Below are 22,950 nucleotides of genomic sequence, written 5' to 3' on the forward strand. Positions count from 1 at the left end.
ATCGTGGAAGAACACTGTGACTGGGACTATTCTTTTGGTGTGATAAAAGTCACACCTGATACCGTATATAGATGATTGTACAATATCGTAAGAACGTTATTTTCGTCTCGATAAGAGTCCCCAGAGAAGACCTTTTGTGATCATATACCCTGATATACCGGATTACAGAACATTGGTATATGCGGGTTGGAATCTTTATCTGTATCAGTCCTTAATTTAGGTGGTATAGCAAGTAATTAGTCCCTCCATCGATCTTCAAATTCTTTGGCACTCTCAGCAACACTTCAGATTCACCAAAATTAGTGCTCAATGAGTTTCCCAAGGTCACCTGATTTTGTCCTTTGAATTGGCTCAAGGTGAAATTTGGCTTAAATAATTTAAACGTTAGGGTCTGATGACCCGGTTCGATTGATAATAATCCACCCGGGAAGGAAACTTTAGGGGGCTGGAGGAGTTTCGTAAAGTCAGTATCTCCGACATAGTAAGGGGTACTATAGGTCAAAACATCAATTTTACTGTCATCAACATCTTTTTTTTCAACATACACTTGAATAGGTTGTGAGTTCGATACAAACCCAAGGGGCCTCTCTTGATCTATTTTAAAAGTCTGACGGCTGCTCAAATACAGCCCAGGTTGATCCATAAAATCATCTATTGATCTAATATTGGAGATAATCCCAGACACATTTCCCGCTTTATCGTTATTCTCTACTCGCAAAAAGCCATTATCGGGCAATATTGCTGCAATGCCAACAGATATAATCAGAACAAGAAGATAAACACCCGCTATAATTGCGCTTTTTCTCCAACTCATAAAGCTGTTAAGTAGAATTCCAAGTTTCGATGTCAATAAAATTATAATTGCAATAACCAATATGGAGACAATGATACTCATTTTCTTACCTCCATTCGATTGGAAAATAAACAACTTAGGAAAAGTAATACTATGGACGAGAAAACAATCTTTATCATAAATATCAAGGGCGACGTTTCTGTTGCAAAGAAATCAAACATTCGTTTTAAAGCTTGGGGATTTACCCTTGCAAGCCCAAAGAGAGCTGAAGGGTAAAGTACTATAAAAAGCACATGAATTTGGACTAAAATTCCCAGCAGATAACCCATGGCTGCAATTAGAGTCATATAAAGACCTGTGGTGATAATCCCCAGCAAGATATCTGAAAAAACCGGGTAAAAACCCCGAATCGCTATCTGAGAGCGGTCAAAGTCGTAATACATAATGATTTTAAGCACAAAGCTCATTAAAGATGAGGATATGCTTCCGAAAATTACCGTAGTCAGCAATAGCCCCATATTGGACAAATTACTTGATAAACGATTTGTTACGAGAGTAAAATCCATTGTTTTATTTTGAATTGACGTCAATCTTAACGCCATGAAAAAAATCCAGATAAACGTAAAGGTTATTATTACATCTGCAGAATAATATTTAACATTAACAGTCAAGGTTGAAGAACCGCTGGACATGCTCTGAATTCCGATTAAAGAAAATAATAAAGCCAAAACTTGGGTAACAATCAGAGAAAAGACCCCGGATGCATTGGCTTTAAATTTGTAGACATACTGTCGTGAAATGACTGTTAATAAATTATTGTTTAAAGACATGGTCAATCCCCCCTTTGGTATTGCCCGTTAAATATATGCATAGGTCTTCAAGGGGCACCGGCAGCAATTCAAGATCCTCCTGCTTAACAAACTCCTGAGAGGTTAAGCCTTGATTCTTTATCACTGCATACAGGCTTCCCTGGGCGAACTCCTCAGAATAAAGAATTTCCTTACCTTCAAGCCCCTCTATAACCCTTTGCTTCGGTCCTTTAAGACCAAGTGCATATTCCTTGAGATCAAGAACGGACTGATGAAGGCATCTAGTCCCTTCTCTAAGAAGAAGAATATCTTCTAAAATATCCTCTACTTCACTCAGCAAATGACTGGATAGGATTATGGTACGAGGATATTCAAGGTAGTCCTTAAGCAGAGCTCGATAAAAGTCCTTTCTTACAGCGGAATCCATCCCGCTTGTCGGCTCATCAAAGATTGTCAGCGGGCAATGGGCCGCAAGGCCGATTATCATGTTAAACGTACTTTGATTACCCTTGGACAAGCTGCTATGCCGCTGTTTGGGGTTAAAAGAAAAATAATCAAATAATCTTTGAGCAAGTTTTTTATCCCAATTGTTATAGAATCGGGAAACTTCACTTAAAATATCCTTCAGCCTGAAGGCTGGTGGAAACATCATGTGGTTATCTATGAAGATAATGTTGGCTGAAACCTGAAGACTGTTAAAAGGATTCTGGAAAAAAACCTTAATCTCTCCCTGGGTGGGCTGCAAATAACCCGCTATAATTTTCAACAATGTTGTTTTTCCCGCTCCATTTCTGCCAATCAGACCGGTGAGTTTATTTTCTTCGATTTGGAAGGTCAAATGATCTAAGGCTAAAATTTTGCCGTAGGATTTAGTAAGATTCTCCCCCTGGATAACTGTCATTCCTTATCCCCCTCAATCTCTTCGCAAGCCTTCTCTATTAGATCCATCAATTCAGTCTTTTTGACATCTAATTGCTTCGCTTCAAGCACAAGCTCTTTAATCATCTGATTTAAAACCTGGCTTCTGCGTTTATGAAGAATGAATTTTTTGGCATCGGACGATACAAAGAGCCCCAACCCCCTCTTCTTAAAGGCAATATTTTCATCCACCAGAATATTTAGCCCTTTAGCCGCAGTGGCAGGATTAATATTGAACATTTCTGCCAGTTGATATTGCGAATAGATACGTTCCTCTTCTTTAAGGTTAGCCCGCAATATTTCCGTTTCCAGCCATTCGGATATTTGGATGTAGATTGGCTTCATGCTGTCGGAATTTAGGATCACGTTCTCACTTCCTAAATATATAGATGTTATATAGTACATTACTGATGTAATGCACTATATAACATCTATAGTTCTTTGTCAACGATATGAGATACTCATTTTCTTTTGCTACTCTGAAAAACTAAACCGAACACAATAGGCCTCAAAGGAAGGTAGCTTCGCCCACAAGAGAGAACCCATTGCAGGGAGAGGCGGTAAAGCTCAAAAGGCTTGGTTGGGGAAAGTGCAGCCGTGGTCCCCTCTATCTTCAAAGAATACGTATCCGCTGAAGATAGTTCCCGCGCAAGCAAGTGAGCAAGTCTCGTAATGCTGGGTGAACGATGTGAGCGATGCTACCCGACTCGAAGGCATTGTCCTGTTTTCATCATCCGCTGGTGCTAAGCAGCGGCATGAGGTCCTGATAGTACAAAAAAAAGAGCCCCTAAAAGGCCCTCAGATATACTACAAGTATTGTCATAACTATCTTGTTTGCAAGGAAAATACGCAACTCGCTACCCTTACCATTGGCTAAACTAGATTATACCCGCAGTCAGTCCCAAACTCTCATCATAGCCCATTTGGCTGATGACCATTTTATAATAAACTCCTTTAGTTTCCATAAGTTCAGCGTGAGTTCCGCTTTCCAAGATCTTGCCCTCGCCGATGACCAATATTTTATCGGCATCGCGAATCGTTGAAAGACGATGGGCAATTAAAAAGCTCGTGCGATCCTTCATCAGAGTAAGCAAGGCCTGCTGAATTTCCTTTTCCGTTTTGGTATCAACACTGCTTGTGGCCTCATCCAAGATTAAGATTGGAGCATCGCAGAGGATGGCCCGGGCAATGGCCAGCAGTTGGCGCTGTCCCTGACTAAGGTTATCCGTACTGGCTGTTACAAGCGTGTCATAGCCTTTAGGCAAGCGGGATATGAATTCATCCGCATGCGCCAGTCTTGCCGCTTCTTTGACTTCCTCATCCGAGGCACTCGGTCTGGAATAGCGAATATTATCGTAGATGGTACCGCTGAACAAACAAGTATCTTGCAGTACTACGGAGAAACAACTTCTTAGACTCTTCCTGGTTATTTCCGTAATATCTTTGTTGTCAATAAGAATTTTACCTTGATTCAATTCATAAAAGCGAGTCAGAAGATTGACGATGGTTGTTTTCCCAGCTCCCGTTTCACCGACTAAGGCAATGACTTCACCGGGACTGACCTTAAAATTTATTCCGGTTAATACCGGTGTGCCGGGATTGTAAAAGAATGACACATCGCGAAACTCTACATTTCCTTGGGGATTCACCAAGTCCTCAGTTCCTATTTTATCAGGAACTTCCTCCCGCTCATCCATGATTTCAAAGACTCGTTCTGCACCCGCCAATGCCGACTGGATGTTATTAAACATCCCGGCGATATTATTTAAAGGCTGGCCAAATTGTTTAGAATAGGTCAGAAAACTGACAACTACGCCAATGCTTATGATTCCTTTGACTGACAGAATTCCTCCGGCACAGGCGATAAAGGTAAAACTAAGGTTATTAATAACATTCATAAACGGCATCATGAAACCGGCCCAGATCTGAGCCTTCGTGGAATAATCACAAAGTTCCTGATTGAGATGGTCAAAATCAGCTAAAACATTTTGTTGGCGGTTGAAGGCTTTGACCATTTTAAGTCCGATAATGTTCTCTTCAATCACGCCGTTTAATGCGCCCAATTTCTGCTGCTGTCCTAAAAAATACCTGCGGCTGTGACCGGCAATGGTCCTGGTTAATATGGTGAACAAAGGTATGGAAACCATGGCCACAAGGGTTAAAATCGGGCTCAGAACGAGCATCATGATAAAGGAACCGGTGATTGTGAATAGGCTCGCTATGAGCTGAGTCGTTGTTTGAGAAATCGTGCTGCTGATATTATCAACATCGTTGGTGATCCTGCTCATGGTATCTCCATGAGATCGAGTGTCAAAAAAATCCAGGGGGATTTTCTGAAGTTTGGCAAACAGCTCTGTTCTTATATATTTAACCAGTTTCTGAGTGACTTTAGCCATGAGCATGCCATTTGACGTATCAATCAACCAGCCAACCAAGTAACAAGACACTAGCATCAGAAGTATTTTCAGCAACTGGGGCATATTTACCAGATTTGTTTTGGGATCGAAGGTATTGATTGCCTTCCCTAACAAATAGGGTGTAAAAAGAGCCGCTGTGGCTGAGGTAATGGTTAAAGCAATCGCTAAAAAGAATGATTTGCGCCATACCATAAAAATTCCAAAAAGCCGCTGCAGCGTTGCTTTTGTATTTTTAGGTTTTGCGGTGGGAGCAAAACGTCTGGGGCCTCCGCCGCCCATTCTCCCTAAATTAGGCATATTCTCATAACTCTTATTGATTTCTTTAGCCATAAGCAATCCCTTTCAAGTCGCCGCCGATTTGTGAGTCAAAAATCCCTTGATACGTTATACAGGATTGGAGCAATTCCTGGTGACTTCCAAATCCAACATTAACTCCATTGTCAAGCACAAGGATTTTATCGGCAAACATTGCGGTTCCTATCCTTTGAGTGATCATAATCACTGTTTTATGAGTATCGAACTGTTTAATCGCCTGCCGCACTTTCGCTTCAGTTACCGCATCCAACGCACTGGTACAATCATCTAAAATTAAAACCGGCGCATTTTTCACCAGAGCTCTAGCGATAGAAATACGCTGCTTCTGACCGCCAGAAAGGTTAACCCCACCCTGACCTAAATTACTGTCATATTGAGCCGGCATATTCCGAATGAATCCATCGGCCTGAGCTGCTTGGGCTGCTTTTACGATTTCTTCTTGAGAAGCCTGGGGATTTCCCCAGGCAATATTTTCAAATACAGTCCCAGAAAACAACATACTCTTTTGCGGGGCTAAAGCAATATTTTCCCGTAAGATATTACTGTCAAGAGTCTTAACATCCAGACCGTTAAAATAAATCGCACCTTCTAAGACATCGTAAAAGTGAAGACTAAGCCAGGCCAGGGTCGATTTTCCCGAACCGGTAGGTCCGATGACGGCTAAGGTTTCTCCTGAATGAATCTTGAAGGAGAGATTTCGTAGGGTCGGCAAGCCGCTGCCGTTAGGATAGGCAAAGGTTACGTTTTTAAATTCAAGGTCTCCCGACGCATAGCTTAACTCTTGTTGGGAGCCTTTGAAGTCCTCTTCGCTGCTTAATACTTCGTTGATTCTTTCGGTGGATGCCTTTGTCCTGACAAATACATTGAAAATATTCGTGATCATAATCAAAGACGCTAGAATCTGAGTCATGTAGTTGATAAAAGCGGCTATTTTTCCCACTTCGATATTGCTCTGGCGGAAGAGAATACTTCCGATGAAAAGAATTAATACAATTCCCAAATTAATAGTCAGTGACATCAGGGGAGAAAAATATGCAATAACAATTTGTGATGACACCGTTTTATCAGCCAGATCGGAATTAGCGCCATCAAACTTTTCTTCCTCATCCCCATACCGTCCGAAGGCCTTGACCAGGCGTACACCCATCAGGTATTCCTGAACAACGGAGTTTACTTTATCGATGGCATATTGAACTTTCGCAAAACGCACGTAGCTTAGTTTCATACTAATGACAATGAACACTGCAACGATAATCACCACAAGAAAGAGGATTATGCTCATCTGGCGGCTCAACATAACCGCCAGAATCATACTCCCTAAACAAGTGATGGGGGCTTTGAAAAAAATCCTCATCATTCCGTTGATAAACTGGGTCACCTGCGAAATATCATTGGTCATCCGGGTTATCAGGGAGCCGCTTTCAATTTTATCCGAACTTATCTCAGAAAAACCTATGATTTTAGCAAAGACATCGTAGCGTAAATCAGCCCCAAAACTTTGGGATACCTTGCTTGCCAAAACACTCCGAGTACCTGCGAAGCAGGCCCCGGCGGCAGTAATCCCCAACATCAGCAGCCCAAACCTAATTACTGTCGCCACTTGCCCGTTTTTTACACCATCGTCGATAATGCGCGCCATAATCGTGGGCTGCATTAAATCACACAGAGCTTCAAAAAACACACAGCTCACTGCCGTTAAAAATAATAAGCGATACTTTTTTATATAGCGTTTATAGATATCCATAGCTCTCCTGCTTCTCTAACTTTTTCAGCAAAAGCTGGACACAAGGACTTCGCTGACAGTAGTCTCCAGTGGGGGGTAGCGCCGAAACCGCCTATACCAAAAGGAAGACTTCATGGCAAAGTGGGATTCTGCCCTCACGAAACGGCGTACGGGGGACACAATCCCACTTCTGAAAACGGGAGTCTTACGATTTGCAAAATCACTTTTTAGTTGGGTTAGTTTTGTTCGTGTTAGAAGCATCCGTCGAGTTCGTTGCGTTCGTTGTTTTAGCTGTATTCGACGTGTTATCTTTGGAGATTTTTACTTTCTCTCCGTTATTTAAGAAAATTTGACCCTCAGTGATTACATTTTCGCCTGGTTTTAAACCACTGACTATTTCGGACATTGTATCATTGGAGATCCCAACTTGTACCGGAATCTTGTCAACTGTGTTATTTACAACGGCATAAATATATGAAACTCCATCCTCTATGGAAATTGCCTCGTTGGGTACCGTCAGGATATTATCCTTTTCTTGTGCCGGAAGAACCACAGTGGTATACATTCCTGCTTTTAATTCATTATTAGTATTATCTATATTGACATCAACAACGTAGGAATTTGTTTTGTCGGCAGCAGGACTGATAATATTGATCGTCCCATTGACGGTTTTGTTATTCAGAGCACTGATTTTAACCGGTACTGTTTGACCCTTTTGGAGATGGGTGACCGTCGTATCCGGGACATTAATCTCAGCAACCACGGTTTTAGTATCAATGACTGTAAAGGCTTGAGTCGCACTGGAGGCAATCTCTCCCACCTCAACATTACGAGTTGAAACGGTCCCGGTAATCGGTGAAGTAATCGTTGTGTTTTGAACCTGAACTTGTGCATAGTTTACGGCCGACTGTGCTTGCTTTACTTGGGCTGCCGCAGCTTGAACGGACTGAGGACCTGATTGTTCTTTGAGCAGATTGAGGTTGGCGTTGGCCGAATTCAGAGCGACAGTTGCTTCATCAAGACTTTTCTTATCGTTGTTCAGGCTTTGCTGCGACAGTGCTCCGGCGTTATACAGCGTTTGGTCTTTACTATAAGTATCTTGAGCGTTATTATACGTTATTTGAGCATTTTGCTGAGTTTGTTCTGCTTGAAGCAATTGCTGCTGATAACCTGATCCCTGTGCTTTATCATAATTTACTTGGCTTCCTTCCAGATTTGCCTGCTGCTGCTGAAGCTGAGCCTGTAAGTCACTTGAGTCGAGTGTAAACAATACCTGACCCTGCTGCACCTCATCACCTACATTGGCTTGCACCGTTGCAACCTTTCCGGCAATTTTAGGGGAAATGGCGATCGTCTGAAATGGTTTTAAGACGCTGGAATATTCAACATTTGTTATTATTGAACCTGTAGCAGCCTGTACAGCATGAACGTTGACGGCACTCTGTTGTTTGGGCGCCGCCGTCCCACAAGCGGTTAAAATGAATGACATACCAATACTCACAACTGAAATTGCCATACGCTTTTTAACAAATCTCATCACTCTTAAGCCTCCGTATGTTTTAAAATCTCTCGTCTCTTGCGAGGACGGTGCTTCATATCATCCAGGACGGTATATACTACAGGCAAGATAATAGGAGTGAATATCGTTGAGGCGATCATGCCCCCGATAATGACAAGAGCCATCCCAACTTTCATCTCGCTGCCCTGACCGAACGTAAATACAGCGGGCAGCATTCCTACGATCATCGTCAGTGATGTCATAATGATCGGTCTCAGTCGAGTTGTTCCCGATTCAATCAAGGCTTCTCTTAAGGATTTGCCTCTCTTCATCAGGGTATTGGTATAGTCAATAAGCAACGTCCCATTTTTAGACGCTAAACCATCGAGCATAATCAGTCCTATCATGGTTGTCAAGTTCAATGTGTTTCTTGTAATAGCCAGCATGATAAAGGCTCCGATGATTGCACAAGGCAAGGAAAGCATTCTGATTAAAGGGGTTAGGAATGATTCATAGAGTATGACAAGAATCATATAAACAAGTACGATGGATCCTGCCATAGCTTCGCCAAGGCTTCCGAAAGAGTCAGACATGCTTTTTTGATTTCCGCCAAATTTAATACTGTAGCCATAAGGCAAGGAAATTGTGCTCAGTTTGCTCTGAATTTCCGCATTAGCCGTTCCTAAAGCCACATTCTGCTGTAAATTGGCCGTGATATTAATAACTTCCAACCTATCCTGCCTGGAGATCGTTTTTTGACTATCTGCCATGACAATAGAGGCAACCTGATTCAACGCAATTTGCTGTCCCGCGGCATTCATAATCTTAATCGAACCGATGTCTGCAGGAGTTTTTATCTGGTTATCTTCAAAACTTACAACGATATCGTGGGAGGTACCGTCACTGTCCGTGTATTCTCCTACTGTTGATCCTGCGATACTTGTTCTCAGAATTGATGCAACGTCGGAAGGAGATACGCCGTACTGATTACAGGCCAGCCGGTTAACATTGACCCTAATTTCATTTTCATTTTGTCTTACAGAGTTGTTAACATCAACGACACCCGGTATTGATTTTACTAAGTTTTCAATTTTATAAGAGATAGTTTTTAAAACCGTGTTATCGCTGCCTTCCAGATTTATCTGGATACCTCCGCCGCCGCCTCGGCCGCCGCCGCCGAAGCCAAATCCCCCTGCACCCATGGATGCTTGAGAGACAAAGACGCTGGCACCCGTTAGTCTTTTACTCCAACCGCGAATTTCATCACCCACTTGGGCTTGGGTCTTCTGGCGCTGACTTTTATCCACAAGCCCCACCACGAAATTAGCCGTAGATTTATCACTGCCGCCTATTCTGGAAAAAACGCTGGTAACTTCCGGCAAAGTGTGTAAGTATTTTTCCACAATGATTGCTTTGCTTTCAGTTTGCTCTAGGCTGGACCCAGGATTAAGCAAAAGATTGACGGACAGCTGATTGTTGTCGGTCTGGGGAATAAATTCTGTCTTGATAGCTCCTAAGGGCAGTAAAGCAATACTAGCAACAACTCCGATGACAAAGACAGCGATAATTTTCAGCCGGTGCTTCAAGGACCACAACAGAGACGTTTTATAAAGCTCTGTCGCTTTTTCGAAGGGATGTAACTCTTTGGCCTTTTGGAATAATCTTGAGCGCTCCAAGACCTTGAGAAGGTATTTTTTTAACTTACTATTTCCCTCAGAATCAAAGGGATTAATTTCGTCACGTAAAATTCTTGACGAAAGCATAGGGGTTACGGTAAAGGAAATAAAGAGAGAAAATAAGGCTGCAAAAGCCACAGTAAGACCAAATTCCCTAAACAGTGCTCCCGAGGTTCCTGATACAAAGGCTACCGGTGTGAAAACAACAACATCGCAGAGAGTTATGGCTACTGCCGCCATCCCAATTTCTTGCCGCCCATCCAGAGCAGCTTGTGCCGGACTTTTACCCATTTCCCGATGCCGGATAATATTTTCCAGGACTACGATGGAGTCATCCACCAAAATTCCAATGCAAAGGGATAAGGCTAAAAGGGACATCATATTGAGCGTAAAATGGCAGACGTACATGGCAAAAAAAGTTGAGATCAGGGACGTTGGAATGGCAATCAAGACAATAAGTGATGAACGCCAGTTGCGCAGAAAGAGGAATAATACTAAGGCCGTGGTGATAATACCTTCGATAATATTTTCCTTAATATTGTTGACTGAAGCCTTGATAGAGGTTGTGGTGTCGTAGGCAATGCCCAGATCAACTCCTTTGGGAAGAGTTTTTCTAATATTGACCAGTTCATTTTTAACTCCGTCAACCGTTTCCACCACATTGGCATCACTTTGTTTTTGAACGCTTATGGCTATGGCATTTTTGCCGTTTAATTTAATGGAGGTATCATTCGTCGGATAGTCAAAATTAACCTGAGCGATATCGCCCAAACGAACACTGCCGGAGTTACTGGTCGGAACCATGATATTTTTGACATCATCAATATTTTGGAATTCCCCGACCATGTCCACCGTTAAGTCACTTTGCCCCTGAACAATGTCCCCTGCCGGGGTATTCACGTTTTCGGAGCCAATTAAGGCCATTAATGTTTTAAGGTTAATCCCATAATATTCAACAGCGGATTTATCCAGTTTTACTTGCAGCTGCTTAGCGTTTGCTCCCAGAAGAGATACTTGGCCAATATTGGGGAGATTCTGAAGACCCTGCTGGACGTTATAAGCCACATTATAAATTTCATCATAAGAGGTTGCCCCGGATACAGTAAGCATCAGGACAGCAGAGGCATTGGGGTCAATCTTTTGGATGATCGGTTTATCTGCAGCTGTCGGCAATTGTCTCTGAGCTCTGTCCACAGCTTTTTCCACGTCCATAAGGGCTGAGTTAATATTCGTATTCTGGGTAAAGGTTATAACCGTTGTGCCTGAGCCTTGCCGAGCCGTCGAAGAGAGGGTATCAATTCCGCTTATCCCGGAAACGGCATTCTCAATAGGCATGACAATTTCTTTATTAATCTCATCAGAACCTGCCCCAGTATAGCTGACTGATACTGTAATGACAGGAATATTCATCGAAGGCAGCATGTCTACTCCCATGCTGTTGTAGCCAATGATACCCAGGCCAAGGAGTAAAATGACAATGATTATGATCGTCGCAGGCCGTTTTATCGACAGTTCAGTAACACCCACCAAATTAACCTCCAAACATCTGATAGTATATTATGTTGTTAAAGAAACTTTTAATTAAAGTTTAAAGAGTACCCTTCAATGTTATTCGTCCTTTTCATCCATCTCCCTTAAGATTTTCTCAAGAAACTGCTGCTCTAATTGGTAATGGGATAAAAGATATTCTTTGACCATAAGCCTCTTCGTTGGATAGAGTTCTTTTGTCTTTTCAAACTTTTCATTAAAATGATTTACAAAATTATTGAGGTTCTTTAATCGTTCCTGAATGCTTTGCTTAAATACTTCCGGGTCCATTAAATGACGACAAAATAATCCGACGGTTAAATCAAAATAATAATACTCATTGTTTTTCAGTATTTTTTCCGTGGCTTTATCAAACGCTTTATTACCCTGATCCGTTATGTAGTAGCGTTTCCTTTGAGGCATGTTGCCTTCTTTCTCAATTTCAAATTTAAGAAGTCCTTTATTGCATAACCTATCCAAGGCTTGATAGATTGTTGTACCTCCAATCTTTACCCATGTTCTAATTTCTCGGACCTCAATCATCTTTTCTATTTCATAAGCATAAGACGGTTTAGCCTTTACGAATTTTAACAACATAAGTTCATTATTTGATAACATACTCTCACCCAATTTCTATCATACTATTACTTGTAATAGTAGTATGATGAGCAGTACCAGTCAAGAAAAAAACACTGAAAAATCACCTCCAAATTAAGCCAAATTATGGTCGTCACTCAACACAGCTATTTTGAGGATCGTCAGAGTCCGTCTAGTGTCCCAACTTATAGTGAGTCCTTTTATAGGATAAACCAAGACTGTTAGGATTTAGTGTAAAAGATATTTAGAAAATGTTAAGCCGTCATGGAAACTATTTCTTACCCAATTTTGCCAAAGAAATTAATGAGGACCTCCGCGTCCGGAGGTCCCCTGCGCAATGCCCCAAATGAGATTACCTCAAAATGGGACAAGACTTTTGAATAATAGTCGTCCTTGAGATACCTTGAATGTCCTACCTAATTTAATCACTGAATTTGTAAAAGCTGATACGTGAGAAACTTGAGTTAGTATGTCCGGTTCTGCTAAATTTATTAGAACAAGAATAAAATTATTCAAACAAATGGCAGGCGACTAAGTGTCCGGGAGAAACTTCCTTAAATATCGGTTCACTGAGTTTGCACTTTTCTTGCGCTTTAAAGCAGCGGGATGAAAACCGGCAGCCTGCAGGAGGGTTTATGGGACTGGGGACGTCACCCTCCAGAATGATACGTTCCATCTTCTTCTCAGGGTTAATAACAGGGATAGCGGAAAGCAGGGCTTGGGTATAGGGATGCAGGGGATTGGAATAAAGTTCTTTCTTCGGCGCGATCTCTACTAATTTGCCCAAATACATGACGCCTACACGGTCGCTAATGTGTTTTACGACATTCAAGCCATGGGCAATGAAGAGATAAGTCAGGCCAAACTCTTCTTTCAAGTCACTTAACAAATTTAAGACTTGAGCTTGAATGGACACATCTAAAGCAGACACCGGTTCGTCACATACAATAAGCTTAGGCTCTACCGCCAGAGCGCGGGCAATGCCCACACGCTGGCGCTGGCCTCCTGAGAATTCATGAGGATAGCGGTTACGCTGGTGTCGGGCCAGCCCCACACAGTTTAAAAGGTAGATTACCCGCTCTTCCACCTGATTTCTTGGCAGCAAGCCATTAATAATAATGGGTTCCGCAATAATGTCGCCAATGGTCATTTTCGGATTCAAGGAAGCGTAGGGGTCCTGAAAAATCATTTGGATATCCTTGCAATAAGAGCGTCTCTGCTCTTCATTGAGACCAGTCAGATCTTTACCCTCAAATATGAGTTTACCGTTCGTTGGCCGGTATAGATTTACAAGGATTTTGCCAAGAGTCGTTTTGCCGCAGCCCGATTCGCCGACCAGTCCGAAAGCCTCACCTTGGTTTATACTAAAGGACACGCCATCAACGGCCTTTAATACAGAAACGGGCTTGCCAAGGAAATTGGTATCGATTACAAAATGTTTGGCAAGGTTTTGAATATCCATCAACACTTCGCTCATTTTTACTTCGATCCCCCTTCCTTAGCGTCATATAGGAAACAGCGCACCTTATGCCCGCCAAGGTCCTGTAATTGCGGCATTTCTTGAGTGCAGCGCTCCATACTTTGATCGCAGCGATCTGAAAAGGGACAGCCTTTGGGCATATCGAGAGGATTGGGAACCATGCCTTTGATCATATAAAGACGCTTATCACTGTCATCATCAATTTGCGGAATGGACTGCATTAAACCTATCGTATAGGGATGCATGGGATGATTGAAAAGAGTCTTCACATCCGCTTCTTCCATGATCTTGCCGCAGTACATGACAATAACCCGGTCAGCCGCTTCGGAAACCACCCCTAAATCATGGGTAATCAGCATAACCGCCATATGGAACTTTTCCCTCATTTGATAGATAAGTTCCAGAATTTGGGCCTGAATGGTCACATCAAGAGCTGTCGTAGGTTCATCGGCAATCAATAGTTCCGGATCGCAGGCCAGGGCCATCGCCGTCATCACTCTTTGGCGCATGCCGCCGCTCATCTGATGAGGATAATCGTTGGCCCGCTGAGCTGCCGACGGTATTCCGACTGTTTCCAGCATCTCAATGGTTCGGGCCAAGGCTTCCTTTTTGGAAAGCTTCATATGCAGCATGATGCTTTCCATGATCTGGTCTTTAATGCGCCAGACCGGATTGAGGGATGTCATGGGTTCCTGAAATATCATAGAAATTTGGTTGCCCCGCAGCTTTTGCAGTTCTTTTTTGCTCAACTTGCTTAAGTCCTGGGATTTATACAAAATCTGTCCGCCGCTTATCCTGCCCGGATTTTGCAAGAGCCCCATAATGGAAAGGGACGTGACGCTTTTGCCCGAGCCGGACTCGCCGACAATGGCCAGAATTTCTCCCTTATCTATCGTAAAGCTGATATCATCGACAGCCTTAACTATGCCGCGCTTCAGCTTAAATTCCGTGGTCAAATTTTTCACTTCCAGCAACATCCTGTTCACCACCCTTATTTTATTCTGGATTTAGGATCAAGGGCATCCCGCAGCCCGTCACCCAACAGGTTAAAGGCCAGCACCGTAATCGTGATGGCAAGACCGGGAAAAATAAGTGTATAAGGCGAGGAGAAAATAAAGCCTCTGGCCCGGCCAAGCATATCGCCCCACTCAGCAAACGGCGGCTGTACTCCAAGACCCAGAAAGCCAAGGGCTGCCGTATCCAACACTGCAGTTGAAATACCCAAAGTTGCCCTGACAACGATCACGGAAATAACATTGGGCAGAATATGTTTGTAGATAATGCGGCTCGTTTTGTTACCCATAATTTTGGCAGCATGAACATAATCATTTTCTTTAACTGAAAGAATACTGCCGCGCACAATGCGGGCATACTCCGGAATCGATACCAGCCCGATGGCAATAATCGCTTTATCGATTCCTTTGCCCAAAGCGGCCATAAAGGCGATGGCCAGCAGGATCTGCGGAATTGACAGCAGCATATCCATAAACCTCATGATCACCGTATCTGTCTTGCCGCCGCGATAACCTGCAATAGAACCAAAGACAACCCCAATGGTCAGCGAAATGGCGACGGCCGAAATACCCACAAATAAGGAAATTTTCGTCCCGTCAAGTATTCTGCTGAACATATCCCTGCCTAGTTGATCCGTACCAAACCAGTGCTGGGCGTTAGGTTTAATAAAACTTTTTGTCATATCGGAATAATTAGGGTCATAAGGTAATATCTGTTTACCCATGAGTTCACTCACCCAAACCGTGAGGGCAATAAGTGCCAAAATCCCAATAATAATCAGACCAACAACTGCGGCTTTGTTCTGTCGGAGCGTTTCCCACATTGCTTTTAGCTGCGATTCCGGTTTTTCCACGTATTCTGCAGCCTGTGGATTTTCATCGGGATTCGATCGATACTTTGTTTCCATACAAGCTACACCTCTTTTTTAGAATATTTAATACGCGGATCAAGGAAGGCATAAACCACATCGACAATGAGATTCATTAATACATAGATCGTAGCTACCAGTAAAACCACACCCTGAACCACTGGAAAATCAGATTTCAGAATACATTCCACAGTATAAGCGCCAATTCCCGGCCAGGAGAAAACCGTTTCTGTCAATACAGCCCCGCCGAGAAGACTTCCTAACTGCAGGCCAATGACTGTGACAATGGGAATTAAGCCGTTGCGTAAGGCATGCTTGCGGATCACCTTGCCTTCCGGAACCCCTTTGGCTCTTGCGGTTCGGATAAAATCCTGCTGCAAAGTATCCAACATACTGGAACGCGTCATTCTGGTGATAATGGCCATGGAATACATAGCTAAAGCACTGGCAGGCAAAATAATATGTTTCAAGGCATTAAAGAAAGAATCCATATTGCCTGTTATCAAGCTGTCAAGGAGATAAAAGCCCGTAACGTGCGACGGCTCCAGCAGCGGATTAATGCGGCCATTGGAGGGAAGCCAGTGTAAGGTGCCGGAAAACAAGATAATTAACAAAATTCCGAGCCAAAAGATAGGCATGGAAACCCCGATCAGTGCCAGGAACATTCCGGCATTATCGAAAATCGAGTTCTTTTTGACGGCAGAAATGACACCAATTACAATACCAAAAAAAGAAGCCAGAATAATTGCAACAATTGCCAATTCGATGGTGGCAGGAAACCGTGACATAATTTCTTTGACAACAGGTAGTTTGGTGTAGTAGGAAGTACCCAGGTCACCGGTCAGTGCACCCTTGATATAATGATAGTATTGCAAGTAGACTGGGTCATTAAGGCCATTGACTTGCCTCCATGCTTCTTCCGCCTGCAGTGTAGCATGCTGGCCTAAGACAATGGGAGCAGGATCGGGTGAAAAAACACGCATGATGAGGAAGACAATAATCGAAACCCCTAAAAGCACGGGAATTAACATCAATATTCTTTTTATGATATATCTGAGCATAAGCAACAACCTTTCCCCAAATAAAACATAAAATAAACAAACCGGGAACCGGCTTGAAACCGGTTCTCGGCAGTCTAAATTATAAAGAACTACACCAAAGTTATTTCTTCGATACGCCTGCAAACGGAGTTATACCTGTCATATGGAAATAGAAGTTTTGGACATTAGGTCTGTATGCACACAGAGTTTGTGCGTGGGAGATCGGAAGCCATACTGCATCAGCGGCAGCGATTTTTTCCAATTGAGTGTAAATCGCATTGCGTGCGTCACCTGCTGGGGTCGATACACCTTTTTTAATTAAGGCGTTAAATTGTGGATTGTTATAAAGGGCAATATTCATCGTCGGATCGGGATCTGATAAAAGATTCATGAAGTTATCCGGGTCTCCGTTATCCCCAACCCAACCATAGAAAGCAATGTCATAATCCCCTGCTTTAACTTTTTGCTTATAAGTAGTCCAGTCATAGGAATCGAGTTTGACCGTAACTCCGACTTTAGAGAGATAGCCTTGAATAGCTTCGGCCAAGCCCTGTCCGGTAGCCGTATTATAAGGTCTGGGATTGGTATAGGTAATCATGTGTACTGTGGTTAAGCCGGCAGCTTTCAAAGCTTTCGCTGCAGCTTGAGGATCATAGGCAACTTGGGAAACACTCTTGTCATACCCTTCCATAAAGGTTGGCAAGATCGATGTTGCAGGTTCGGAATATCCTTGATAGAGGCTCTTCACCAGTTCAGGAACATTAATGGCCTGAGAAATAGCTGTACGGAGATTTTTGTCATTGAAAGGTTTGCGTGAAGTATTATAAGCCATATAGTTGATATTCATGCCCGGAGCTTGGAAAATCTTGTTTCCGGCATCAGTAATCTGTTTAACAACAGTTGCATCAATACCATCGATAACGTCAGCTTCACCATTGTTTAAGGCAACAACGCGAGCAGAGTTGTCTTTAATAAATTTGAAGACGACATTCTTAATAAGAGGTTTAGTTCCCCAATATTGATCGTTGGCAACTAAAACAATGTCTTGATCCTTATCCCACTTAACAAATTTGTAGGGACCTGTTCCTACAGGAGCTTGGTCGACATTGTTCTTATTGTCTTGAAGGGCTTTAGGGCTGACCATGGGTGCTGCCATAATCATCGCTAAATTCTTTAAGAATGGGGTGCTGGGAGCCGTCAAATTAATTTTAACAGTATTTTGATCAACCACTTGAACATCTTTAACAGAGCCGAAAACGAAGGAAGCATAAGACATATCCTGAGTTACCTTCGGCGGCAATTGACGATCAATGTTAAACTTCACGGCATCGGCATTAAAATCAGTACCATCTTGGAATTTAACACCTTTACGAAGATGGAATGTATAGCTAAGTCCATCGGGACTCACATCCCAGCTTGTAGCCAGAGAAGGTTCTACCTTCGTAGAATCTTTATCGTACTTTAAAAGTCCTTCATAAATATTACTCATTACTTTAGCAGATTCGCCGTCATCAACAAGGGCCGGATCCAGTCCTCTAGGCTCCGCTCCTTGAGCATAGACTAAAGTGTCACTGGCCTTTGGCGCACTCTTGCTGTCTGAAGCACTGTTGGTAGTGCTGCTGCCGCAGCCTGCTAAGGATACCAGAACAAGCGTTGCAGATAGAGCAAGGGCCATAATTCTCTTTACTTTTCTCACGTTTCTTCCTCCCGTTTTAAATTTCAATTTGGAAATATTAATTATTTGTTTTATTTTTATATAACACTTCCAAATTATTTTCCCTAATTATAGCAAATGTGTTTACTCATCTAAAGAAATAAAAAAGATAAAAAGTGTTTGGTTATTGTATACAATTTATAAAGGAATACTATTATATAAAATATTGTACTCATACCGGGGAAAAATGTATGAGGACAGAAAAATTAAAATTTTCAGTAGATAGGGCTGGTCTCTTCCCGCCATCCCGATAGTCTCCAGTGGAGAGTATCGCACTTGTACGGCTTAAGAGATACTTGACCAATCCATCCTGCGGAAGTATGCGTTTCAGTGAGGCTATAAGCTTGTCCGCTTATCGTCTTGCCCAGAAGCTATGCCCTGTTGCACTTAATCTAGAAGACGAAGACACCGTCTTGGCACGTATTAACTCTTCTGACAGTATAGAACAAAGGTTACGCTTGCTGAAGGCATAAGAAAACTTAGCTGGCGCTAAGCCTCTGGCGAAAGCGGCAGCTAAGTTGCACTTATGCTAGAGGACGAAGACACTGTCTTCGCACGTATAAACTCTTCTTGCAGTATTTAACCGAAGGTTATACTTTCTGATAGTATGAAAAAAGGGGCCGTTGCAAAACGAACTAAAATAGTTCGCAAGCAACGGCCCTTTTTCTTACTAAAAATAGAAAACTGCGGGTCCCAAAGAACTCGCAGTTAGCGTATAATTTAAGTTATGCTAAAAACCAAATTACACACTAAGAATTATAACGAATTAGGTGGACACTATCAATTAGCTTTGCCATTTAATTTTAACGTGTTAATACCAGAGGATGACTCCGTTCGACTACTAAGCCACATTTTGGAGGGATTAAATTACGAAGCGTTGTATAAGGCCTACTCTTCCACTGGAAGAAAACCGGTAGTCGAACCCAAAATCCTGTTTAAAGTATTGACCTATGCCTATATGAATAACATTTACTCCAGCCGAAAAATTGAAGTCGCCTGTAAAAGAGACATTAACTTCATGTGGTTATTGGCAGGATGCAAAGCACCTGACCACAGCACCATTGCTCGATTCCGAAAAGACTATCTGAAGGAAGCCATAGAAGACCTCTTTTTCCAAATGGTAAAGCATTTACATGAGCTTGGTGAAGTAGAGTTTAAGAACCTCTTTGTCGATGGAACAAAAATTGAAGCCAGTGCTAACCGTTATACCTTTGTCTGGAAAAAAGTCGTTAACAAAAATGAGGCAAAGATGTTCTTGAAAATTCAGTCTTGTCTTGAGGAGATCAATTTGACCTATTTAAAGGACTTCAACGTAACCAAAGAGACGTTACTTAAGGATCTTAAGACTGCTATCTCTTACCTAGAAGAAAAATGTCAGCAAGAGCAGATTGAATTTGTTCACGGTATTGGAAAACGGAAATCAAAGCTGCAGAAATTTATAGAAAGCCTGAAGGAATTCTATACCCGGCAAGAAAAGTACAATGCACATCACCAATTCTTCGAAGGAAGAAATAGCTACTCTAAGACCGATCCTGATGCAACGTTCATGCATATGAAAGATGATCATATGCGCAATGCTCAGTTAAAGCCGGCTTACAATGTCCAGATTGGCGTGGAAAGCGAATATGTAACAGGGGTTGGGATCTTCCAGGATCGTAACGACATAGCCACATTAATTCCTTTTTTAAAATGCTTGAATCAAAACTACAGGCGCATTATGAGAATGTTACCGCAGACTCTGGTTATGAGAGCGAAGAGAACTATCTTTATCTCGAAGGAAAACATCAGACCTGCTACATAAAGCCACAGACCTATGAACAATGGAAAAAGAAGAGCTTCAAAAAAGATATTAGTAAGCGAGAAAACATGGCTTACAATGCGGAAATCGATGAATACACGTGTCATAATGGAAAACAACTCAAACCCGTTGGAATCACTCATCGAACATCAGCAACCGGTTACCAGTCCGAAATAACAGTCTATGAATGTGAAGACTGCAGTGACTGTCCGTGTAAAAGTCGCTGTACAAAAGCTAAAGGCAATCGACGAATGCAAGTATCCAAAACGTTTGTGGCCAAACGCCAGATCTCGTATAGAAACATCACAACCAAAGAAGGAATACTGCTAAGAGTAAATCGGTCCATACAGGTTGAAGGAGCCTTTGGGGTCCTCAAAAATGACTATAACTTCAACCGCTTTCTAACACGAGGCAAAAACAGTGTGAAAACTGAATTTATGCTGCTGTGTTTTGGGTATAACGTGAATAAACTTCACTCTAAAATACAAAATGAACGAATTGGGAAACCCCTTCATCCACTAAAAACCGCATAAAAAGGAGAGAAAAACGGCCTAATCCTGAAGGCTTATTTTGTTATACTCAAATTTAAGAAGAAAGTAGAGATTAAGCATTTCAATCAAACCAATAAATATCTTTCAAGGGAAAAAGAAAAAGGGAGCATCGCTTGCTACTTTAGAAAAGTAGTTTTGCGACACCTCCCGGCTCTGGATTTAAATTAAATCCAACAATATCGATTTTTTGGTCGTCCAATTTTTTGATAACTGGGTATTGACTGGACTTTGTCGTTATTGACAAGATAGGTGAGATAGCGATAAACGGTAGGAATTGCCAGGGATAACTCTTTGGAAATCTCCTCCACCGTTAAAGGTTCGGGACAATCTGCGAGATAGCGTTCTATATAGGAAAGGGTGGATTTGCTGATTCCTTTGGTTACAAATACTTCGTCTTGAGCCTTCGGTGTTGCTTGAACAGCCTTCGTCATACTTAACAAACGCATGTGTAATTGAACGCGCGCGATTAAATCCGGTGCTTTAACCGGTTTCAGGGCAAAATCGGTAGCGCCGGCATCCAGAAAACGGTCGGCAATTTCCTGTCGTTCGTCCACTGTAAGCACAAGAATGGGAATTTGCTGATCATGTTCCCTAAGCAGGCGGACGGTTTCTAAGCCATCAATCTCAGGCATATGATAATCCACTAAAATGATATCTGCTCCATGGCTGAGAAACCCCTCAATCCCCTCTCTTCCGTTCGGATAAGCGATGGGATCCCAGCCGGCAAACATAAATATTTCGCTTAGGGTATAACGCAGGGACTGCTCATCATCCATAATTATTATTTTCATTGGCTTTCTCCCAGAGGCAGGGTTATCCAAACCTTAGTTCCCTGACCAACCACACTTTTTATATTAACAAATCCATCATGTCCTTCCGCAACCTGTCTTACAAAAGCTAAGCCAAAACCCGGATGGTTTTTAGTACTGTATCCTGTTTTCCAGATCCTTTTCACATCGTTTTCCGTAATGCCATAGCCATTATCCTCAATCTCCAAATTTACCGTATTTTTTGTGGTTATAGCGCGCAGCACTACTTTTCCATCCTCACGATCTTGAACGGCGTCCAAAGCGTTGTCGATTAAATTTATAATTGCCCGGGTCAACCTTATTTTATTAATGTAAAGATTTGATTGGGGTTCTCCCTCTAATTCAATATCCACGGATGAATTTGTCCCGCTAAAACGACTGGCTCGAATATAGTCAATCAGTTCTTTAAGCCTGCACCAATTCTTTCGATCTTCATATAAAATTTCTGAGACCATGGCACTCATAGAATTTATTGACCGGTAAATCGTCTGGCAGTATTCCTGCATCTTTTGGTCCGGCCAGCGGGTTTCCATTAACGAAACCAGTCCCTCAATTGCTGCCAGGGGAGTCTTTAGGTCGTGAACAAGATGAAGCACTTCCCTTCCTGAACGAGATTCATTGGCTTCAAGCTGGGCACGCAGCAAATCCTGAGAAATGGCCCATTTCTCCATATATAAAATTAAATAAACCCATAATGTCACAGCACTGGCAACGAAAATGAAAAACAAAACATTGGCATAGAGGGTCAGAACCTCCCCGAAACCGATTTGAACAGCCGCTTGTTTTAGTTTTATTGATAAAGAACCTTGCCCGAAGCCGTAAGGAGTAAGGAAAGGAACTTGATTCAGCCAGGCAACACCAAAAATCAATTGCGAGAAAACCATGAGTTTCATCCCGATGTTTAATTTTTGCCTGCTTAGAGTCTGCATTACCACGATCGTCAGCCAAAGGAAAATGTCCGTTGCCCCAAAACTGTAGTTTAATGGAGTCACTAAGTTGACAAGGACATAGGCCAAGGGAACGACCGTCAGAGGAATCACGGTTTTTAGTACCGGACGTTTAAGAGCTTCTGCCATTCCATCTCCCAGCATGACCACGCTGAGAAATTGGGGTATGGAAACTAAACTATTAATCGACACAATTAGAAAGGCATCAACCATTAACGCACTTCCGTCTGCTTTTTGATTCATCGTTTGAAGTAATTGGTCCAGTCCGATAAGCTGTGGCTTCAACCAGAAAGGGATGATAATTCCCAGAAAAAACAGCACAACGCCAATCCATAGTTTTGTTGACTTTACAACTCTCCTCACGGCTTAACCATCCTTTCTCTGATTTTAAGTATAACATGAAAATCGAAAGACGCATCATTGAAAAAAGCCTTGTGAAAGAACTTTAATGTTCTC

The 22,950-nt window shown here is 42.4% G+C and carries 17 protein-coding genes and 1 pseudogene; 2 read left to right on the forward strand and 16 right to left on the reverse strand.

Annotated features, from left to right (window positions below; genetic code table 11):
* Positions 1 to 211 precede the first annotated feature (211 nt).
* From DESACI_RS21345 to DESACI_RS21410, 14 genes are all read right to left on the reverse strand, one after another.
* Entirely contained in the window at positions 212 to 895 is a 684-nt protein-coding gene (locus DESACI_RS21345; RefSeq protein WP_014829302.1) for a hypothetical protein, read from the reverse strand.
* A complete protein-coding gene (locus DESACI_RS21350) occupies positions 892 to 1,623 on the reverse strand; it encodes a hypothetical protein (RefSeq protein ID WP_014829303.1) in 732 nt (243 codons plus the stop codon). The genes DESACI_RS21345 and DESACI_RS21350 overlap by 4 nt, the downstream gene beginning before the upstream one ends.
* Positions 1,607 to 2,503, reverse strand: a complete 897-nt coding sequence (locus tag DESACI_RS21355) for an ABC transporter ATP-binding protein (RefSeq protein WP_014829304.1) — start codon at positions 2,501 to 2,503, stop codon at positions 1,607 to 1,609. Before DESACI_RS21355 ends, DESACI_RS21350 begins: the two co-directional genes overlap by 17 nt.
* Positions 2,500 to 2,865 (reverse strand): GntR family transcriptional regulator, encoded by a 366-nt coding sequence (locus DESACI_RS21360; RefSeq protein ID WP_242833100.1) that lies wholly within the window; start codon positions 2,863 to 2,865, stop codon positions 2,500 to 2,502. The genes DESACI_RS21355 and DESACI_RS21360 overlap by 4 nt, the downstream gene beginning before the upstream one ends.
* Before the next feature lie 533 nt (positions 2,866 to 3,398).
* Positions 3,399 to 5,267 carry an ABC transporter ATP-binding protein gene (locus DESACI_RS21365; protein WP_014829306.1) on the reverse strand — a complete coding sequence of 623 codons (1,869 nt, stop codon included), beginning with the start codon at positions 5,265 to 5,267 and terminating at the stop codon, positions 3,399 to 3,401.
* Positions 5,260 to 6,996, reverse strand: a complete 1,737-nt coding sequence (locus DESACI_RS21370; protein WP_014829307.1) for an ABC transporter ATP-binding protein — start codon at positions 6,994 to 6,996, stop codon at positions 5,260 to 5,262. The genes DESACI_RS21365 and DESACI_RS21370 overlap by 8 nt, the downstream gene beginning before the upstream one ends.
* 199 nt (positions 6,997 to 7,195) lie before the next feature.
* Positions 7,196 to 8,512: an efflux RND transporter periplasmic adaptor subunit gene (locus DESACI_RS21375; RefSeq protein ID WP_014829308.1), complete on the reverse strand. Its 1,317-nt coding sequence runs from the start codon at positions 8,510 to 8,512 to the stop codon at positions 7,196 to 7,198.
* Positions 8,513 to 8,517: 5 nt separating this feature from the next.
* Positions 8,518 to 11,676 (reverse strand): efflux RND transporter permease subunit, encoded by a 3,159-nt coding sequence (locus tag DESACI_RS21380; RefSeq protein WP_014829309.1) that lies wholly within the window; start codon positions 11,674 to 11,676, stop codon positions 8,518 to 8,520.
* 81 nt (positions 11,677 to 11,757) lie between these two features.
* Positions 11,758 to 12,273, reverse strand: a complete 516-nt coding sequence (locus tag DESACI_RS21385; protein WP_158310207.1) for a PadR family transcriptional regulator — start codon at positions 12,271 to 12,273, stop codon at positions 11,758 to 11,760.
* Between the two features lie 508 nt (positions 12,274 to 12,781).
* The gene (locus DESACI_RS21390; protein WP_014829311.1) at positions 12,782 to 13,750 is read right to left on the reverse strand and encodes an ABC transporter ATP-binding protein; all 969 of its coding nucleotides are present in this window, start codon (positions 13,748 to 13,750) and stop codon (positions 12,782 to 12,784) included.
* A gap of 2 nt (positions 13,751 to 13,752) precedes the next feature.
* Positions 13,753 to 14,730 (reverse strand): ABC transporter ATP-binding protein, encoded by a 978-nt coding sequence (locus DESACI_RS21395; protein WP_014829312.1) that lies wholly within the window; start codon positions 14,728 to 14,730, stop codon positions 13,753 to 13,755.
* A gap of 14 nt (positions 14,731 to 14,744) precedes the next feature.
* Positions 14,745 to 15,674 carry an ABC transporter permease gene (locus DESACI_RS21400; protein ID WP_014829313.1) on the reverse strand — a complete coding sequence of 310 codons (930 nt, stop codon included), beginning with the start codon at positions 15,672 to 15,674 and terminating at the stop codon, positions 14,745 to 14,747.
* 5 nt (positions 15,675 to 15,679) lie between these two features.
* Complete coding sequence (locus tag DESACI_RS21405) at positions 15,680 to 16,696, reverse strand: ABC transporter permease (protein WP_014829314.1); 1,017 nt, start codon at positions 16,694 to 16,696, stop codon at positions 15,680 to 15,682.
* 100 nt (positions 16,697 to 16,796) lie between these two features.
* Entirely contained in the window at positions 16,797 to 18,371 is a 1,575-nt protein-coding gene (locus DESACI_RS21410; protein WP_014829315.1) for an ABC transporter substrate-binding protein, read from the reverse strand.
* Positions 18,372 to 18,649: 278 nt separating this feature from the next.
* On the opposite strand from DESACI_RS21410, the gene DESACI_RS24365 reads away from it, so the two are divergent.
* Together DESACI_RS24365 and DESACI_RS23915 are read left to right on the forward strand one after the other, a co-directional pair.
* Entirely contained in the window at positions 18,650 to 18,862 is a 213-nt protein-coding gene (locus DESACI_RS24365; RefSeq protein ID WP_148271356.1) for a hypothetical protein, read from the forward strand.
* 254 nt (positions 18,863 to 19,116) lie between these two features.
* Positions 19,117 to 20,720: pseudogene (locus DESACI_RS23915) on the forward strand (IS1182 family transposase).
* 182 nt (positions 20,721 to 20,902) lie between these two features.
* On the opposite strand, the gene DESACI_RS21425 reads toward DESACI_RS23915, so the two are convergent.
* Together DESACI_RS21425 and DESACI_RS21430 are read right to left on the reverse strand one after the other, a co-directional pair.
* Complete coding sequence (locus DESACI_RS21425) at positions 20,903 to 21,529, reverse strand: response regulator (RefSeq protein WP_014829316.1); 627 nt, start codon at positions 21,527 to 21,529, stop codon at positions 20,903 to 20,905.
* The gene (locus DESACI_RS21430) at positions 21,526 to 22,857 is read right to left on the reverse strand and encodes a sensor histidine kinase (RefSeq protein ID WP_014829317.1); all 1,332 of its coding nucleotides are present in this window, start codon (positions 22,855 to 22,857) and stop codon (positions 21,526 to 21,528) included. Before DESACI_RS21430 ends, DESACI_RS21425 begins: the two co-directional genes overlap by 4 nt.
* Positions 22,858 to 22,950 lie beyond the last annotated feature (93 nt).

Origin of the sequence: Desulfosporosinus acidiphilus SJ4 (assembly GCF_000255115.2) — a bacterium.
Taxonomy (GTDB): Bacteria; Bacillota; Desulfitobacteriia; order Desulfitobacteriales; family Desulfitobacteriaceae; genus Desulfosporosinus; species Desulfosporosinus acidiphilus.

Coding starts and splice junctions, on each gene's coding strand:
- DESACI_RS21345 (WP_014829302.1), bottom strand. CDS start 895: ATGAGTATCATTGTCTCCATATTGGTTATTGCAATTATAATTTTATTG.
- DESACI_RS21350 (WP_014829303.1), bottom strand. CDS start 1,623: ATGTCTTTAAACAATAATTTATTAACAGTCATTTCACGACAGTATGTC.
- DESACI_RS21355 (WP_014829304.1), bottom strand. CDS start 2,503: ATGACAGTTATCCAGGGGGAGAATCTTACTAAATCCTACGGCAAAATT.
- DESACI_RS21360 (WP_242833100.1), bottom strand. CDS start 2,865: ATGAAGCCAATCTACATCCAAATATCCGAATGGCTGGAAACGGAAATA.
- DESACI_RS21365 (WP_014829306.1), bottom strand. CDS start 5,267: ATGGCTAAAGAAATCAATAAGAGTTATGAGAATATGCCTAATTTAGGG.
- DESACI_RS21370 (WP_014829307.1), bottom strand. CDS start 6,996: ATGGATATCTATAAACGCTATATAAAAAAGTATCGCTTATTATTTTTA.
- DESACI_RS21375 (WP_014829308.1), bottom strand. CDS start 8,512: ATGAGATTTGTTAAAAAGCGTATGGCAATTTCAGTTGTGAGTATTGGT.
- DESACI_RS21385 (WP_158310207.1), bottom strand. CDS start 12,273: ATGTTGTTAAAATTCGTAAAGGCTAAACCGTCTTATGCTTATGAAATA.
- DESACI_RS21390 (WP_014829311.1), bottom strand. CDS start 13,750: ATGAGCGAAGTGTTGATGGATATTCAAAACCTTGCCAAACATTTTGTA.
- DESACI_RS21395 (WP_014829312.1), bottom strand. CDS start 14,730: ATGTTGCTGGAAGTGAAAAATTTGACCACGGAATTTAAGCTGAAGCGC.
- DESACI_RS21400 (WP_014829313.1), bottom strand. CDS start 15,674: ATGGAAACAAAGTATCGATCGAATCCCGATGAAAATCCACAGGCTGCA.
- DESACI_RS21405 (WP_014829314.1), bottom strand. CDS start 16,696: ATGCTCAGATATATCATAAAAAGAATATTGATGTTAATTCCCGTGCTT.
- DESACI_RS21425 (WP_014829316.1), bottom strand. CDS start 21,529: ATGAAAATAATAATTATGGATGATGAGCAGTCCCTGCGTTATACCCTA.